Raw genomic sequence first — 15,753 nt, 5'->3', positions numbered from 1 at the left:
TTTGCTGGCGCGAACGAAATGTCTCGAATAAATCACGGCCGGGCGCGGATTTAGTGCATTGCACGCTTGCGAGCCGATAGCGGGCTTGCGCTCTCACGGCAAGGGTGCCAATAGAACGATTCTGGACTGCTTGTTCCGCCGGATTGGGGGAGGAAAAGCGGTTTTTCTGCCGCCGCGGGGGCCGCGGGCGCCGGCAGCCTCCTTCAGGGCGTGCTTTCGCGTGTCCGGGGCGGTTCCGCCGGCTGCAGACAAGAAAGGGCTTGGAATCGTGACGACAGCGTCTTCGGCGGACCATCCGACACGCCGTGATTTCCTCTATGTTGCAACGGGAGCCGTCGCCGCCGTAGGCGCCGCTGCCACGGTGTGGCCGCTGGTTTCCCAGATGAACCCGGATGCCTCGACGATCGCGGCCGGTGCGCCGATTGAGGTCGACCTGACCCCGATCGCCGAAGGACAGGACATCAAGGTGTTCTGGCGCGGCAAGCCGATCTACATCAGCCACCGAACCAAGAAGCAGATCGAAGAGGCCCGCAAGGTGCCGGTAGCGAGCCTGCCCGATCCGCAGAGCGATGAGTCCCGGGTCAAGGCGGGCCATGACCAGTGGCTGGTCGTGGTCGGCATCTGCACCCATCTCGGCTGCATCCCGATCGCCCATGAGGGAGCCTATGACGGCTTCTTCTGCCCGTGCCACGGTTCGGTTTACGACACCTCGGGCCGCATCCGTCAGGGACCCGCGCCGAGCAACCTGCCGGTTCCGCCCTACACATTCGTTTCCGACACCAAAATCCAGATCGGCTAAGGGCTCGGACGCCAGTCCGAGACCCCTTAATCCGTCGCGTCGTCTTACTTCCTCAGGATCGCATCAATGAGCGGACCATCCGATTTCCAGCCGACCAATCCCGCCTTGAAGTGGATCGAACGGCGCCTCCCGATCATGGGACTTATGCATTCCTCGTTCGTGGCGTATCCGACGCCGCGTAACCTGAACTACTGGTGGACCTTCGGCGCCATCCTTTCGTTCATGCTGGGCGTGCAGATCCTGACCGGCGTGATCCTGGCGATGCATTACACGCCGCACGCCGATATGGCGTTCAAGTCGGTCGAGCTCATCGTCCGCGACGTCAACTACGGCTGGCTGCTGCGCAACGTCCACGCCTGCGGCGCCTCGATGTTCTTCTTCGCCGTCTACATCCACATGTTCCGCGGCCTCTATTACGGGTCGTACAAGGAACCGCGCGAGGTGCTGTGGATTCTCGGCGTCATCATCTACCTCCTGATGATGGCGACCGGCTTCATGGGCTACGTGCTGCCGTGGGGCCAGATGAGCTTCTGGGGCGCCACCGTCATCACCAACCTGTTCTCGGCCGTGCCCTATTTCGGCGAGAGCATCGTGACGCTGCTGTGGGGCGGCTATGCCGTCGGCAACCCGACGCTGAACCGCTTCTTCTCTCTGCACTACCTGCTGCCATTCGTGATCGCCGGCGTGGTAGTGCTGCACGTCTGGGCGCTGCATGTCGCCGGTCAGAACAATCCGGCCGGCGTCGAGGCGAAGACGGAAAAGGACACGGTGCCGTTCACGCCCTACGCGACCATCAAGGACATGTTCGGCGTCTCCTGCTTCCTGCTGTTCTTCGCCTGGTTCATCTTCTACATGCCGAACTATCTCGGCGATCCCGAGAACTACATCCCGGCCAATCCCGCCGTGACGCCTGCGCATATCGTGCCGGAATGGTATTACCTGCCGTTCTACGCGATCCTGCGCTCGATCCCGAACAAGCTTGCCGGCGTCGTGGCGATGTTCGGTGCGATCGTCGTGCTGGCGTTCCTGCCCTGGCTCGATAACGCCAAGACGCGTTCGTCGAAGTATCGCCCGCTGGCCAAGCAGTTCTTCTGGATCTTCGTCCTCGTCTGCATCGGCCTCGGCTATCTCGGCGCGCAACCGCCGGAAGGCATCTACGTCATCGTCGGCCGTATCCTGACCGTGCTCTACTTCGCCTATTTCCTGATCTTGCTGCCCTTGCTGTCTCGGATCGAGAAGCCCCGTCCGGTGCCGAACTCGATCGCCGACGACGTGCTGGCGAAGTCAGGCGGCAAGGCTGTGCCGATGGTGTCGAGCGTGATCGCGCTGATGGTGGCCGCTGGCCTGCTGTTCGGCGGTGCTGACAGCGCCCGCGCTGCCGAAGGCGGCACCAAGCCGCCGGCGCAGACGTGGTCGTTTTCAGGCCCGTTCGGCAAGTTCGATCGCGGCGCAATGCAGCGCGGCCTCAAGGTCTACAAGGAGGTCTGCGCGGCCTGTCACGGCCTGTCGTTTGTCGCCTTCCGCAACCTCGCCGAGGCCGGCGGACCCGGCTACTCGGTGGCGCAGGCCCAGGCGTTCGCGTCGGACTACAAGGTCAAGGACGGCCCGAACGACCAGGGCGAAATGTTCGAGCGTCCGGGTCGGCCCGCCGATTATTTCCCGTCGCCGTTCCCGAACGAGCAGGCGGCCCGCGCGGCCAATGGCGGTGCCTTTCCGCCTGACCTCTCGCTGATCACCAAGGCGCGCAGCTATGGCCGCGGCTTCCCGCAGTTCCTGATCGACTTCTTCACCCAGTATCAGGAGCAAGGCCCGGACTACATTGTCGCGCTGCTGCAGGGCTATGAGGACAAGCCGCCGGCTGGCTTCAATCTGCCGTCGGGTTCCTTCTACAACAACTACTTCCCCGGCCACGCCATCAAGATGCCGAAGCCGCTGAGCGACGGCCAGGTCACCTATGACGACGGCGCGCCGGCCACGGTCGCGCAGTATGCCAAGGACGTCACCACGTTCCTGATGTGGGCTGCGGAGCCGCACATGGAGGCGCGCAAGCAGCTCGGCCTGCAGGTGTTCGTGTTCCTGATCCTGCTCACCGTGCTCCTGTACTTCACCAAGAAGAAGGTCTGGGCCAACGCCCACTGATCTCCGCCCATTGATCTCATGGTGCATGCGTTTTCGGAAAAGCCCCTGCGGGGGCTTTTTTGTTGTCTTCAAATGGGCGTGCGGCCGGCGGCGCAGCCGATTGCTTCCTGACCTCACAGCGGACAAGATGGCCGCCAAATCGGCCCAACATCATTGCGGAGGAACTCATGGGTACCAGCATCACCTTCAAGCGCCCGGACGGCAAGGAAGCCAGCGGCTATCTCGCCAATGCGGCGCGCGGCAATGCGCCGGGCGTGGTCGTGATCCAGGAATGGTGGGGCCTGCAGGACCAGATCAAGGGTCTGTGCGACCGCTTTGCGGTGGCGGGCTTCGATGCGCTGGCGCCGGATCTCTACAAGGGCACGGTGGTGCCGTATCACGACACGGATGCGGCCGGCCGGGAGATGAACTCGCTGGATTTCATGGACGCCACCACGCAGACGGTGCGCGGCGCGGCGCAATATCTGTCGCGCAACGGCGCCAAGGTGGGGCTTACCGGCTTCTGTCTCGGCGGCGCGGTGACGATCATCGGCGCCACCAAAATTCCGGAGCTTGCGGCCGGCGTGGTGTTCTACGGTATTCCGCCGGAGCAGGCGGCGAAGCCCGCGGACGTGAAGATTCCGCTGCAGGCGCATTTCGCCAACAAGGACGACTGGTGCACGCCGGAGGTGGTCAATGCCTTCGAGCAGGGCATGAAGGCCGCCGGCAAATCGCTCGAGATTTTCCGCTATGACGCCGAGCACGCCTTCGTCAACGAGCAGCGCCAATCGGTGCACGACCGTCAGGCCGCCGAGCTGGCCTGGGGAAGGGCGACGGAATTCTTCAAGAAGCATCTGGGTTAGGCTGAAGAGCTTTTCTCGTCATTGCCTGCGACAAACGCGAAGCGTTTGCGCAAGGGAGCGAAGCGACAAAGCAATCCATGTCTCCGCTCGTGGTGCGATGGATTGCTTCGCTTCGCTCGCAATGACGGCGGGTAAGGAATGGTAAAATGAAAATCTTCTGCACGGGCGCATCGGGCTATATCGGCGGGTCGGTTGCCGCGCATCTTGTGGCCGCCGGTCACCAAGTGACGGGCTTGGTTCGTTCGCCTGAAAAGGCCGAGGCGGTTCGCGCGCGAGGTATCCAGCCCTTGCTGGGAACACTCGACGACGGAGAAGTCCTGACGCAAGCGGCATGGGCCGCCGATATCGTGGTCAACGCTGCGAGCGCCGATCATAGGGACGCCGTCGTCGCGCTGCTCGATGCGCTCAGCGGAAGCGGCAAGCCGCTGATCCATACATCGGGATCGAGCATCGTCGGCACCCGTGCCCGCGGCGAACGCACCGATGCGGTGTTCGACGAGGACACGCCGGTTACGCCGTCGCCCGCGCGCGCGGCGCGGGTCGCGCTGAACGAGTTCATCCTTTCATACCGTGACGAGGGCTGCCGCCCGGTCATCGTCTGCCCGAGCCTGATCTACGGCATCGGTCACGGGGCAGGGCGCGACAGCGTCCAGGTGCCGCTGCTGATCAAGCTCGCCAGAAAGCGCGGCAACGCGGCGCATGCCGGACCCGGCGAGAACATCTGGTCGAACGTGCATATCGACGATCTCGTGACGCTCTACGCGCTGGCGATCGAGAAGGCGCCGGCAGGCAGCTTCTATTTCGCCGAGAATGGCGAGAACTCGATGCGCGAGGCGTGCGTGGCCATCAACCGCATGCTGGGTTTCGCGGGGCCGCCAACGGCGATGTCGATACAGGAGGCCGCCGCCGAATGGGGCGAGGGGACGACCGAAGACACGATGGCTTCCAACAGCCGCGTGCGTGCCAAGCGTGCGCGAGACGAACTCGGCTGGCAGCCGAAGGCGCGTGGTCTGATCGAGGAGATCGAGCAGGAGTGTTATCGGGAGTAGGTGAGCTGTTCGTTTGGTCCCATATGCTTGCGGCGCCGTCGTCCCTGCGAACGCAGGGACCCATACGCCGCGGCTTATCGTTTAAGGCTGTTCGACAACCTCGCGCAACAACAACCCCTGTGGTTATGGGTCCCTGCGTTCGCAGGGACGACGCCGGTTGTTGGGCGACACTTCTGACTAACCCTGGCCGCGCACCCCATCCCACCACGCGCACGTGCCCGACATCAGCTTGTAATTCCCCTCCATCACCTGCACCGGCGCGCGCAGGCCCGAGGCCGCTGCACGCATCCGCATCTCGCGGGCGACTGCGCGGTCTTCCGGCGGCAGCCAGACGCGCTCATGGCCCCACAGGCTGGGCCCGTCATGCATCTCCACCGGCTGCCACGTCGCGGGATCGATCTCGCGGCCGCCCCAGCCGCATTCGATCATGAAGGACGACGGCGTGTGAGCGTAGAACGAGGTCATGAAATCGTTGGTGTGGCGGCCGAGCGTGACGCCGACGCGGCCTTCCTCCGTCTGCGCGATGTCGTAGCACTGGCCGACATCGTCGAGCGAGAACAGCTCCACCATCAGATGATGCATGCCGTTTTTGCCGGTCTCGATCAGTGCGAGGCTGTGGTGCCGCGCATTGACGTGGAAGAAGTAGGCGCGAAACGGTTTTGAGATGTAGTCGGAGAGACCGAAGCCGAGCACGCCGACATAGAACGCCATGACCGGCTCGATATTCTCGACCGTCAGCACGGCATGCCCAAGCCCCAGCGGACCGGTGCGGAAGCCCGAGATCGAGCGGCCCGGCACGAACGGCATGTCGTCGATCTCGGCGTCGTAAAATGCCTCCAGCCGGTTGCCGGCGGGATCGTGGAACGAAATCAGGCGGCGCACGCGCCTGGCATCGGCCAGCGTCTGCGGCTCGGCCACGACATGCACGCCGGCCGCTTCCAGCCGCGCCGCCAGCGCATCCAGTGCGGCAGCGTCTGCGACCTCCCAGCCGAAGAAACGCGTGCCTTCGCCCATCGCGCGGTCGATGACGATGCGCTGCTTGCGGTCGTCCATCCGGAACGCCAGCAGCGAATTGCCGCGCTCGACCGCCTGCAGGCCGACAAGGCCCGTGCCGAACTGCCGCCAGTCCTCGAGGTCCGCTGATCCGAAGCCGGCATATCCCAGACCCAGCAATGCCATCGCTTGCCTCCGCCATCTGCAATCATTGCGCATCAAATGCGCCGCTGCTTTGCTCAAATCCTACGCAAGTTTGACGCCATCCGACACCCAAAGATGGACCCCGGGGCGGGTAGCCCGACCCGCTCCTCCCTTGACATCGTCCCCGCCGGATGGTGATTAGGTTCCCATGAGCACCGTCATTACCCCCTCCCGTCTCTGGTGGCGCACCTCCTAAAGAGGTGGCCGGTGCGATTTCATTTTTTCAATCGTCGAAGGTCGCCATCGCAGTGCGACCGATGGTTTGTTTATTTGCCCTTCGTTTGTCCTGTGTGGCGCCCCCTGGCGAGGTTTCGTAAGAGGATCACATGAACAGGACAGCCTTCTCCCTGCCCGAGCACAGCGAATACCGGACCAGCGGCGGCCTGGCGATTTCGCGCGTCGTCGAGCAGTTCACCGGCAATGCCAAGCGCCTCGACGATTTGATCGAACTGCTCGATCGCCGCCGTGGTGTCGTGCTGTCCTCGGGCACCACGGTGCCGGGCCGCTACGAGAGTTTCGACCTCGGCTTTGCCGATCCGCCGCTGGTGCTGGAAACCGTCGGCGCGAACTTCTCGCTGACCGCGCTGAACGCGCGCGGCGAGGTGCTGATCGCGTTCCTGGGCGACGTGCTGCGCGAGCCCTGCGTCGTCATCTCCGAAAAAAGCCCGACGCGGCTCGCCGGCCATATCATCCGCGGCGCCGCGCCGGTCGAGGAAGATCAGCGCACCCGACGTGCCAGCGTGATGTCGCTGGTGCGCGATCTCATCGCTGCCTTGTCGGCCAATGACGATCCGCTGCTCGGCCTGTTCGGCGCCTTTGCCTACGATCTCGTGTTCCAGATCGAGGACCTCGTGCAGAAGCGCGCCCGCGAAGCCGACCAGCGCGACATCGTGCTCTATGTGCCGGATCGCCTCTTGGCTTACGACCGCGCCACCGGCCGCGGCGTGGTGCTGAGCTATGATTTCTCCTGGAAGGGAAAATCCACGCAAGGTCTGCCGCGCGACACCGCCGAGAGCGTCTACGCCAAAACGCCGCGGCAGGGTTTTGCCGATCACGCGCCCGGCGAATATCAGGCGACGGTGGAGGTCGCGCGCGCGGCGTTTGCGCGCGGCGATCTGTTCGAGGCCGTGCCCGGGCAGTTGTTCGCCGAGCCCTGCGAGCGTTCGCCGGCGGAAGTGTTCCAGCGGCTGTGCCGCATCAACCCGTCGCCCTATGGCGCGCTGATGAATCTCGGCGACGGCGAGTTTCTGGTGTCGGCCTCGCCGGAAATGTTCGTGCGCTCCGACGGCCGCCGGGTAGAGACCTGCCCGATCTCGGGCACGATCGCGCGCGGCGTCGATGCGATCGGCGACGCCGAGCAGATCCGGCAGTTGCTGAACTCGGAAAAGGACGAGTTCGAACTCAATATGTGCACCGACGTCGACCGCAACGACAAGGCGCGCGTCTGCGTCCCCGGCACCATCAAGGTCCTCGCGCGGCGGCAGATCGAGACCTATTCGAAACTGTTCCATACCGTCGATCACGTCGAGGGCATGCTGCGCCCCGGCTTCGATGCACTCGATGCCTTCCTCACCCACGCCTGGGCGGTGACGGTAACGGGCGCGCCGAAATTGTGGGCGATGCAGTTCGTCGAGGACAATGAGCGCTCGTCGCGGCGCTGGTACGCCGGCGCGATCGGTGCGGTGAACTTCGACGGCAACATCAATACCGGGCTCACCATCCGCACCATCCGCATGAAGGATGGACTGGCCGAAGTGCGCGTCGGCGCCACCTGTCTTTTCGATTCGGATCCTGCTGCGGAAGACCGCGAGTGCCAGGTCAAGGCTGCCGCGCTGTTCCAGGCGCTGCGCGGCGACGCGCCAAAACCACTCTCGACGTTTGCGCCCGACGCAACCGGCTCGGGCCGGAAGGTGCTCCTGATCGATCACGACGACAGCTTTGTGCATATGCTGGCGGATTATTTCCGACAGGTCGGCGCCAACGTCACCGTGGTCCGCCACGTGCATGCGCAGGAGATGCTGAAGAAGAACTGGGATCTGCTGGTGCTCTCGCCGGGCCCGGGCCGGCCGGAGGATTTTGCAATCTCCAGGACCATCGGGACGGCGCTCGACCGAAATCTACCGATCTTCGGCGTCTGCCTTGGCGTGCAGGCGATCGGCGAATATTTTGGTGGCCAGCTCGGCCAGCTCACCCAGCCCGCGCACGGTCGCCCGTCGCGGATCCAGGTGCGCGGCGGGCGCTTGATGCAGAACCTGCCGAACGAGATCGTGATCGGCCGCTATCATTCGCTCTATGTCGAGCGCGACAGCGTGCCCGATGTACTCGAAGTCACCGCGACCACCGAGGACGGCGTCGCGATGGCGATCGAGCACAAGACCCTGCCGGTCGGCGGCGTGCAGTTTCATCCGGAGTCGCTGATGTCACTCGGTGGCGAGGTGGGGCTGCGGATCGTCGAGAATGCGTTTCGGCTGAATGCACCAGTCAATTGAGGATTGCGAGATACCGATGACATTCGATCACGACATCAAGGCCACCGTCCGCACCATTCCGGACTACCCGAAGAAGGGCATCCTGTTTCGCGACATCACCACGCTCTTGGCGGACGCGCGTGCCTTCCGCCGCGCGGTCGACGAACTGGTGCAGCCTTGGGCGGGATTGAAGATCGACAAGGTTGCCGGCATCGAGGCGCGGGGATTCATCCTCGGCGGCGCCGTGGCGCATCAGGTCTCCGCCGGCTTCGTGCCGATCCGGAAAAAAGGCAAGCTGCCGCACACCACCGTGCGGATCGCCTATTCGCTGGAATACGGCATCGATGAAATGGAAATGCATGTCGACGCGATCCAGCCCGGCGAGCGCGTCATCCTGGTCGACGACCTCATCGCCACCGGCGGCACCGCGGAAGGCGCTGTAAAACTGCTGCGCCAGATCGGCGCCAACGTGGTCGCCGCCTGCTTCATCATCGACCTCCCGGATCTGGGCGGCGCCGCCAAGCTGCGCGCGATGGAAGTGCCGGTACGTACGCTGATGTCGTTCGAGGGGCATTGAGATATTCGTAGCCCAAATGAGTGCAGCGGCGTGCGTTTCCTTCATCCTCCCCTGGAGGGGTCCGAGACGAGCGAAGCTCGCTCGTGGATCGGTTCGCATGAATGCGAACCGAGGTGGGGTGACGGTCTTTCCGCATCTGACAGTGCCCGTGTTGAGAGATCATCCCACCCCGCCTCACATTGCGCTGCGCTCCATGTGAGCCGACCCGCCGCCTCAAGGGGCGGGTGAAGACCTTCGTCACACCGCTTCTGCGTTGAGCGTCTCCCGCCAATGCACTGCTCGCTCCTTCAACAGCCCGTCGCGGACATACGGCGTCTCTTCCTCTTCCAGCCGCTCGCACTCCGCGAACGTGAAGCTGTCCACCCCATGCGCGGTCCATGCCGTCTGCAGGCTGCGGCAGGGGTGGCTGCCCTGGCGCAGCGAGAACCAGATCCGGTTCTGGATTTTTTCGAGATTGGGCGTCTGGCCGACCCATGTCTCGGCGGTCGCCTTGCAGCGGATCAGGAATATCCCGGCGAAGGTCTTCCGCTCCTTGTAGGCGGCGATGGCGGCCTTTCTGGCTGATGTCACGGGACCTCGCGGGAATGTTCAGGGTCTGAAGTGCCCTCTAACAGACCGGGTCCCCGTCGTCAATATTATCCGGGTAAAATAAAGCCGGCGTCACGGCCACTGCGTGAGCAGGCTGAACTCCAGCTCGCGAAAGCTGGTGTAGTTCCGGCGGATCCATTGGTGCAACTCGGTCGAGGAATCCCGCTCGTTGCGCAGATAGTCGGTGAAGGAAAAGGTCACCCGGTCGACATAGGTCTTCAGGAACGAGGGTAGCGCCGATATTCGCAGCACCCGCCCGAAGCTCATCGCCTCGGGCAGTTCGCCGCGCACCACATACTCGTTGTCGATCGTAATCAGCGCTTTCAGCGGGATCTGCTCCCGCAACGTCGGATAGCTGCGGGCGGAAACGCGGTCGGTATCGGCCATGAACAGGACGGTCGGCGCCACGCCCCGCCGCGCGGCCTCCTTCAGGAAACCGATCTCGTGAATCATCTTGAAGAACTCGTCGAACGCATGAAAGCCGAGGTCGACGACCTTGGCGATATCGTCGTTGACGATCAGGCGGTCCATCAGCTGCATCTTGCCATAGGTGTCCATGACATCGGCCGTCTCGGTGAGGCGCGGCAGATATTCGAGCAGCGATGGTTCCTTCAGATTGATGTCGAAGGAGCACACCGAACCATTCTTCAGCAGCAGGAACTCGCTCAACAGTCGTGCGAGCAACGTCTTGCCGACGAGGGGCCGGGGCGAGCAGATGATGTAGACAGGTGTGGCGCTCATCACCTGCTATATCAAAGGAATTTCTCGGCTAATCCAGCCCTGTCGCGCTGGCTGCGCCACTATTTTTCGCCGCCGCGCGTGGTCGATTTGGCGCCGACGAGATCGGTCAGCTTGATGCGGTCGAACTCGCTCCAGACATTGGCGAGCCAGTGCCGGACGTAGCCGCGCAGCACGAACGAATAGTTCGCGGCCTCATCATCCTTGCCCTTGTTGGCGACGAATTTGAGGAACGGCACCGAGGAAACCTCGACCTGCTCATAGGCCATTTCGTTGAGCTTGGGGATCGTGAGGTCGGTGGCGTCCTTGATACGGTGAAAGTAGGAGTTGTAGGTCGCCTGGTCCCATTGGAAGAACTGGGTGTCATTGATGAAGTTCTTCACCAGGAAATATTTGGCGCCCTGCATGAAACCCGAGGTCTCGGCGATTTCGTCCAGCGAGGCGATCGAGGGTCCCAGGATATGGAACACGGCAAAGGTGATCTGTCCGGCCTTCGCCGCATCGAGGAAACCGATGTCGCGCAGCGAAGCGAGCGCCGGCGACAGCAGTCCGGCGCGGACGTCGATCACGGTCACCGAAGGTCCGGCGCTCAGCGTATCGAAGATCTTCATCTGGTCCGATGTCGTCGTCATGTCGACGATCTCGGTAATGTCAGGGTGGAAGCGCTTCAGGGTGCCGCGCGGCGATTCGGTATCGAATGCCCGGGTCGGCACGTTGTTGGCGCTGAAGTAATCCAGGAGCGTCCGTGACACGGTCGTCTTGCCGACCCCGCCCTTGTCCGCGCCCACCACAATCACGACTGGCTTTCCCATGAAATTCCCTTGAACAGCAGTTCCGATCGCGGGAGCGACCGGGAGGCCCCAATCCCTGCTTTGGGCGCGAACATGGCAGAAACAAGGGATAATTCAATCTCTTGGACAGCCATCGCCATTATTCATACCGAATTCGTTAATCCGGCGGGCGAAAGGGGCGGCTGCCTACCGGTGCGGGCCCCACGGGCCGTCCGAGGGGGCCGAACGGGTGCCCGGGACGCCGGCAGGCGCGCCGGCGTCGCTCCAGGGGCCGCGGGGAACCGGCGGCGGCGGAAGCTGCTCGCTGGCTGATTCCTGGATCTCATCGGCTTCGCTCGCCGTCTCGGACGGCAGGGCCAACGGGCCGGGATCTCGGCCGCCGGCAAACTGCACCAGGGCCTTGACGCGGGCATCGACCGAGGGATGGGTCGCGAACAGGTCGGCAAAGCCTTCGCGCGGATTGTCGACACAGAGCTCCATCACCGCCGACGTCGCGCCTTCGAGCTCGCCGCGGTTCTCGATCTTGCGCAGCGCCGTGATCATGGCGTCGGGATTCTTGGTCAGTTCGACCGAGCCGGCATCGGCCAGCAGTTCGCGCGAGCGCGACAACGCCAGCTTGACCACCTGCGACAACAGCCACGCCAGCAGGATCAGCGCCACCGCGATGATGATGGCGAGGACCGCGCCGCCGCCTCCCTTGCTGTCGCGATCGGACGAGGAGGACGATGAACGCGACGACGACCAGCCGCTGCCGCTGGAATTCCACGACAGGTTGGTGAACATGCGAAAGAACAATTCGCCGAAAAAGCCGACTACGCCGGCGATGATCACGGCGACCACCATCAACTGCACGTCGCCATTGCGGATATGGGTGAGCTCGTGGCCGAGCACGGCCTCGATCTCCTGGTCGTTGAGCGCCTTGAGGAGGCCCGACGTCACCGTGATGGAATATTGCCGCCGGTTGAGGCCGCTGGCGAAGGCGTTCAGCGCCGGGCTGTCCATCACCTTCAGCTTCGGCATCGGGATGCCGCGCGAGATGCAGAGGTTTTCCAGCAGATTATAGAGCCGCGGCTGCTGTTGCCGCGTCACGCTTTCGCCGCCGGTCACGGCGTCGATCATGTTCTGGTGGAAGAAATAGGCGATCACGATCCACACGGCGGCGACGATCGTGGCGTAGGGCAAGGCCGCGATCAGGTCGCGCGAGGCGCGTGTCAGGTAATAGTTCAGCGACGCTCCGCTGTTGAGCACCACTTCCGCCACCAGCGCGCCGGCAAATACCAGCACGTAGATCAGCAGGAACAGGCCGGCGAGCAGCAGCATCGAACGAAACTTGTTCGATGCGATATGCGTGTAGAGACCGTACGCGGCCATGATGGGCTGCTCTGCCGAGTCCCTGAAGCTTTAGAACTTCACGCTCGGCACCGTCTCGACTTCGGCGCGGCTGGCGCCGAGGTCGAAGAATTCCTTGCGAGTGAAGCCGAACATGCCGGCGAACAGCGCCGCGGGAAGCTGCTGGATGCCGGTGTTGTATTCCTGGACGGCATTGTTGAAGAAGCGGCGGCTCGCCGCGATCTTGTTCTCGAGGTCGGAGAGTTCGCCGGCGAGTTGCTGGAAATTGGCGTTGGCCTTGAGGTCCGGATAGGCCTCCGACAGCGCGATCAGGCGGCCGAGCGCGCCGCTGAGCTGGTTTTCCGCCGCCGACACCTGCGCCGGCCCCTGCGCCGACATCGCCGAATTGCGGGCCTTGATGACGTCGTCGAGCGTGCCGCGTTCGTGCTGGGCATAGCCCTTCACGGTCTCGACCAGGTTCGGGATCAGGTCGTGGCGCTGCTTGAGCTGCACGTCGATGTCGGCAAAGGCCTGGCTGACGCGCTGGCTGAGCGCGACCAGGCGGTTATACGCGCCGAACGCAAACAGCACGATGATGACGATGACGCCGAGAACGATCCAGCCGGTCGACATGACGGACAACTCCTAATGGGACGAAAGACAGCGAATCTAGACGAAAACCGGGGCGTGCGGCAGCCCGCCCGCGAGGTGGGAGGAAACTTGGGGCTTGGCTTTAGTCGGGAATGGGGCGGGATAAGTTCAAGAGCACTCCGCCGTCATTCCGGGCGATGCGAAGCATCGACCCGGAATCTCGAGATTCCCCGATGCGCAATTGCGCATCTGAGGTCTGGTGCTAGCGCACCAGCCCGGAATGACGGGCTCAATTAACAGCATCGCCCCATCTCCAGCGCCGGGCATTGGCGTAATCTGCCTTGGCGCGGCGGGGAACCTTTGTCAGGGAGAGACCTTCCGGCGTGCAGAGTTTGGCCGTTACTTCCACCTTGGTGACGATCGGCTGCGCCAGTACCCGGGACAAGCGTTGATCGACCGGCGCATGGGTCAGCGCGACATAGCTGAACTTCTCGTCCTCGAACGGCAGCTCCGCGCCCTTGACCTGCTTGTGCGCGCGCGAGCGCTGCAGGCGCTGGGTGAAATGGCACCAGTCCGGCGGCAGCAGCGGGCATGGGCCGTCATGCGGGCAGGGGGCAGCGACATGCGCGCCGAGCGCAATCAGCTGCGCACGCAGCGCGATGATCCGGGCATAGCCGGCGGGCGTGCCGGGTTCGATCACGAGCAGCGTGTCGCGGGTCTTCTGCCACATGAGTTCGGCAAGTGCGCGCTGTTCGGCGTCGCCGATCTCGCCGATCATGTAGCTCGCCACGACGAGGTCGGCCGTCTCCGCATTCACCAGCGCAGCGCGCGCCTCGCCGCGCTGGTAGCTTGCGTCACGCAGGCGAAAGCCGTCGGCGATGAGGTCGAGCGCCAGCGTGCGCAATGCGTCGTTGGAGTCGAGCAGAGTAAAGCGTTGCAGAGACGGGAATGCTTCCGCCGCCGCCCAGGTCGCCGTGCCCGGCCCCGCGCCGACATCGAGCAAGCTGTTGGGAGCGAAGTCCGGCCTGATCTCGACGAGCGCGTTGAGGCTGGCTGTCACAGCAGCATAGGTCGCAGGCATCCGCGCCAGCGCATAGGCGAGTGCGTCCGTTTCCGAACGGATTGCGCCGGAGTTGCCGCCGCCGCGATAGGTCTTCGAGATTGAAGCCGCACGGCCCGCGGCGTCGCTGCGGGAAAAGCCGCGCAGCTTGCCGTCGAGCGCGGCTTTCAGCTCAGCGGGGAGGTCGGGTGAGGTCATCTATCCGTCCGTCCTACACGTCATTCCGGGATGGTCCGAAGGACCAGACCTCAGATGCGCAATTGCGCATCGGGGAATCACGAGATTCCGGGTTCGATGCTTCGCATCGCCCCGGAATGACGGACCAAGTATCACGCCACGTGCTGATCCAAAATCTTCACCGCGTCGTCGAGGCCGACCGAGACCAGTTGCGAGACGCCGCGTTCGGCCATGGTGACGCCGAACAGCCGGTTCATCCGCGCCATCGTGATCGGGTTGTGCGTGATGATGATGAAGCGGGTTTCCGTCGACGAGGTCATCTCGTGGAGCAGGTTGCAGAAGCGCTCGACGTTGTGGTCGTCCAGCGGCGCGTCGACTTCGTCCAGCACGCAGATCGGCGACGGGTTGGTGAGGAACACCGCGAAGATCAGCGCCAGTGCCGTCAGCGCCTGCTCGCCGCCGGAGAGCAGCGACAGCGTCTGCGGCTTCTTGCCGGGCGGCTTTGCAATGATTTCGAGGCCGGCTTCCAGCGGATCGTCGCTTTCGATCAAATGAAGCGCCGCTTCGCCGCCGCCGAACAGTTCGGTGAACAGTCGCTTGAAGTGCGCGTTGACGGTTTCGAACGAGACGAGCAGCCGCTCGCGCGCCTCCTTGTTGAGGCTCTGGATGCCCTGGCGCAGCCGCTTGATGGCTTCGACCAGATCGTCGCGCTCGGTCGTCAGTGCCGTATGCTGGGTCTCGACCTCTTTCAGTTCTTCCTCAGCGCGCAGATTGACGGCGCCAAGCCGCTCGCGGTCGCGGCGCAGCTTTTCGAGGCTTTCCTCGATCTCGCCGAGCGGCGGCAGTTCCGCGCCCGGCTCGATCTCGGCGAGAGCAGCAACCGCGTGCGGTTCGACTTCGAGCATGTCGTGGATTTCGCGCTCGATGTCGGCAAGCCGGCGCTTGGTGCCTTCCATGCGCTCCTCGGCGCGGCCGCAGGCTTCGCGGGCGGAGGAGAGCGCTTCGAGCGAAGCCTTGGCTTCACGGTCGGTTTGCGCCATCACGCTTTCGGCGGCGGCGAGCGCGTCGGCCGCGACGCGGCGGGCGCTCTCGGCGGACTCGATCTCGTTGATCAGCGAGCGGCGCTTCTCGGCGAACACGGCAGGCGCGTTGTCAAGCTCGGCGCGCTCGGCGGTCACTTCGGTGATGCGCGCCTCGACGGTGGCGACCTGCGAGGCCGAGCTCTGCTTGCGGTTCTGCCATTCGGTGCGCTCGGCGATGATGGCCTGCACCCGGCGGTCGGCCAGCTCGGCTTCGCGCGCCAGCGCCTGGGCCTCGGCGCGCACCTGCGCGGCGAAGCGGCGATGGCCCTCGATGTCGGTGCGAACGGTGTTCAGTCTGGCTTCCGCCTCGTCCGTCGGCGGCAGGT

At 64.0% G+C, this 15,753-nt stretch carries 14 protein-coding genes; 6 read left to right on the top strand and 8 right to left on the bottom strand.

Annotation, left to right across the window (positions count from 1 at the left end):
- Nucleotides 1-268 precede the first annotated feature (268 nt).
- The 4 genes from petA to CQ12_RS26915 all read left to right on the top strand — a co-directional run bounded on the left by petA (nucleotide 269) and on the right by CQ12_RS26915 (nucleotide 4,829).
- Nucleotides 269-799 carry a ubiquinol-cytochrome c reductase iron-sulfur subunit gene (petA, locus tag CQ12_RS26930; RefSeq protein ID WP_057838347.1) on the top strand — a complete coding sequence of 177 codons (531 nt, stop codon included), beginning with the start codon at nucleotides 269-271 and terminating at the stop codon, nucleotides 797-799.
- Nucleotides 800-865: 66 nt separating this feature from the next.
- Entirely contained in the window at nucleotides 866-2,938 is a 2,073-nt protein-coding gene (locus CQ12_RS26925; protein WP_057838316.1) for a cytochrome c1, read from the top strand.
- Nucleotides 2,939-3,105: 167 nt separating this feature from the next.
- Complete coding sequence (locus tag CQ12_RS26920) at nucleotides 3,106-3,780, top strand: dienelactone hydrolase family protein (RefSeq protein ID WP_057838315.1); 675 nt, start codon at nucleotides 3,106-3,108, stop codon at nucleotides 3,778-3,780.
- 146 nt (nucleotides 3,781-3,926) lie between these two features.
- Nucleotides 3,927-4,829 (top strand): NAD-dependent epimerase/dehydratase family protein, encoded by a 903-nt coding sequence (locus CQ12_RS26915; RefSeq protein WP_057838314.1) that lies wholly within the window; start codon nucleotides 3,927-3,929, stop codon nucleotides 4,827-4,829.
- A gap of 177 nt (nucleotides 4,830-5,006) precedes the next feature.
- On the opposite strand, the gene CQ12_RS26910 is transcribed toward CQ12_RS26915, so the two are convergent.
- On the bottom strand, nucleotides 5,007-6,008 hold the full coding sequence (locus CQ12_RS26910) for a VOC family protein (protein WP_057838313.1): 1,002 nt from the start codon (nucleotides 6,006-6,008) through the stop codon (nucleotides 5,007-5,009).
- Between the two features lie 344 nt (nucleotides 6,009-6,352).
- On the opposite strand from CQ12_RS26910, the gene CQ12_RS26905 reads away from it, so the two are divergent.
- Nucleotides 6,353-8,515, top strand: coding sequence for an anthranilate synthase component I (locus CQ12_RS26905; protein ID WP_057838312.1), 2,163 nt, complete (start codon nucleotides 6,353-6,355; stop codon nucleotides 8,513-8,515).
- 16 nt (nucleotides 8,516-8,531) lie between these two features.
- On the top strand, nucleotides 8,532-9,071 hold the full coding sequence (locus tag CQ12_RS26900) for an adenine phosphoribosyltransferase (RefSeq protein ID WP_057838311.1): 540 nt from the start codon (nucleotides 8,532-8,534) through the stop codon (nucleotides 9,069-9,071).
- A 237-nt stretch (nucleotides 9,072-9,308) separates the two neighbouring features.
- Here the strand turns inward: CQ12_RS26900 and CQ12_RS26895 are convergent, their stop codons facing one another.
- The 7 genes from CQ12_RS26895 to CQ12_RS26865 form a co-directional block, all read right to left on the bottom strand.
- Nucleotides 9,309-9,641 (bottom strand): GIY-YIG nuclease family protein, encoded by a 333-nt coding sequence (locus CQ12_RS26895; RefSeq protein ID WP_057838310.1) that lies wholly within the window; start codon nucleotides 9,639-9,641, stop codon nucleotides 9,309-9,311.
- A gap of 90 nt (nucleotides 9,642-9,731) precedes the next feature.
- Nucleotides 9,732-10,400, bottom strand: a complete 669-nt coding sequence (locus CQ12_RS26890) for a P-loop NTPase family protein (RefSeq protein WP_057838309.1) — start codon at nucleotides 10,398-10,400, stop codon at nucleotides 9,732-9,734.
- 59 nt (nucleotides 10,401-10,459) lie between these two features.
- Nucleotides 10,460-11,209, bottom strand: a complete 750-nt coding sequence (locus CQ12_RS26885; protein ID WP_057838308.1) for a P-loop NTPase family protein — start codon at nucleotides 11,207-11,209, stop codon at nucleotides 10,460-10,462.
- Nucleotides 11,210-11,374: 165 nt separating this feature from the next.
- Nucleotides 11,375-12,559 (bottom strand): M48 family metallopeptidase, encoded by a 1,185-nt coding sequence (locus CQ12_RS26880; RefSeq protein ID WP_057838307.1) that lies wholly within the window; start codon nucleotides 12,557-12,559, stop codon nucleotides 11,375-11,377.
- Between the two features lie 30 nt (nucleotides 12,560-12,589).
- Nucleotides 12,590-13,150 carry a LemA family protein gene (locus CQ12_RS26875; RefSeq protein WP_057838306.1) on the bottom strand — a complete coding sequence of 187 codons (561 nt, stop codon included), beginning with the start codon at nucleotides 13,148-13,150 and terminating at the stop codon, nucleotides 12,590-12,592.
- A 247-nt stretch (nucleotides 13,151-13,397) separates the two neighbouring features.
- Nucleotides 13,398-14,366: a small ribosomal subunit Rsm22 family protein gene (locus CQ12_RS26870; RefSeq protein WP_057838305.1), complete on the bottom strand. Its 969-nt coding sequence runs from the start codon at nucleotides 14,364-14,366 to the stop codon at nucleotides 13,398-13,400.
- Between the two features lie 131 nt (nucleotides 14,367-14,497).
- Nucleotides 14,498-15,753, bottom strand: a 1,256-nt coding sequence (locus CQ12_RS26865) for a chromosome segregation SMC family protein (RefSeq protein ID WP_157088529.1), incomplete at its 5' end; no start/stop codon positions are given.

Source organism: Bradyrhizobium jicamae (assembly GCF_001440395.1).
Taxonomy (GTDB): Bacteria; Pseudomonadota; Alphaproteobacteria; order Rhizobiales; family Xanthobacteraceae; genus Bradyrhizobium; species Bradyrhizobium jicamae.
Note: the sequence above shows the minus strand (reverse complement) of the source record. Positions and strands in the feature narration are given on the sequence as shown.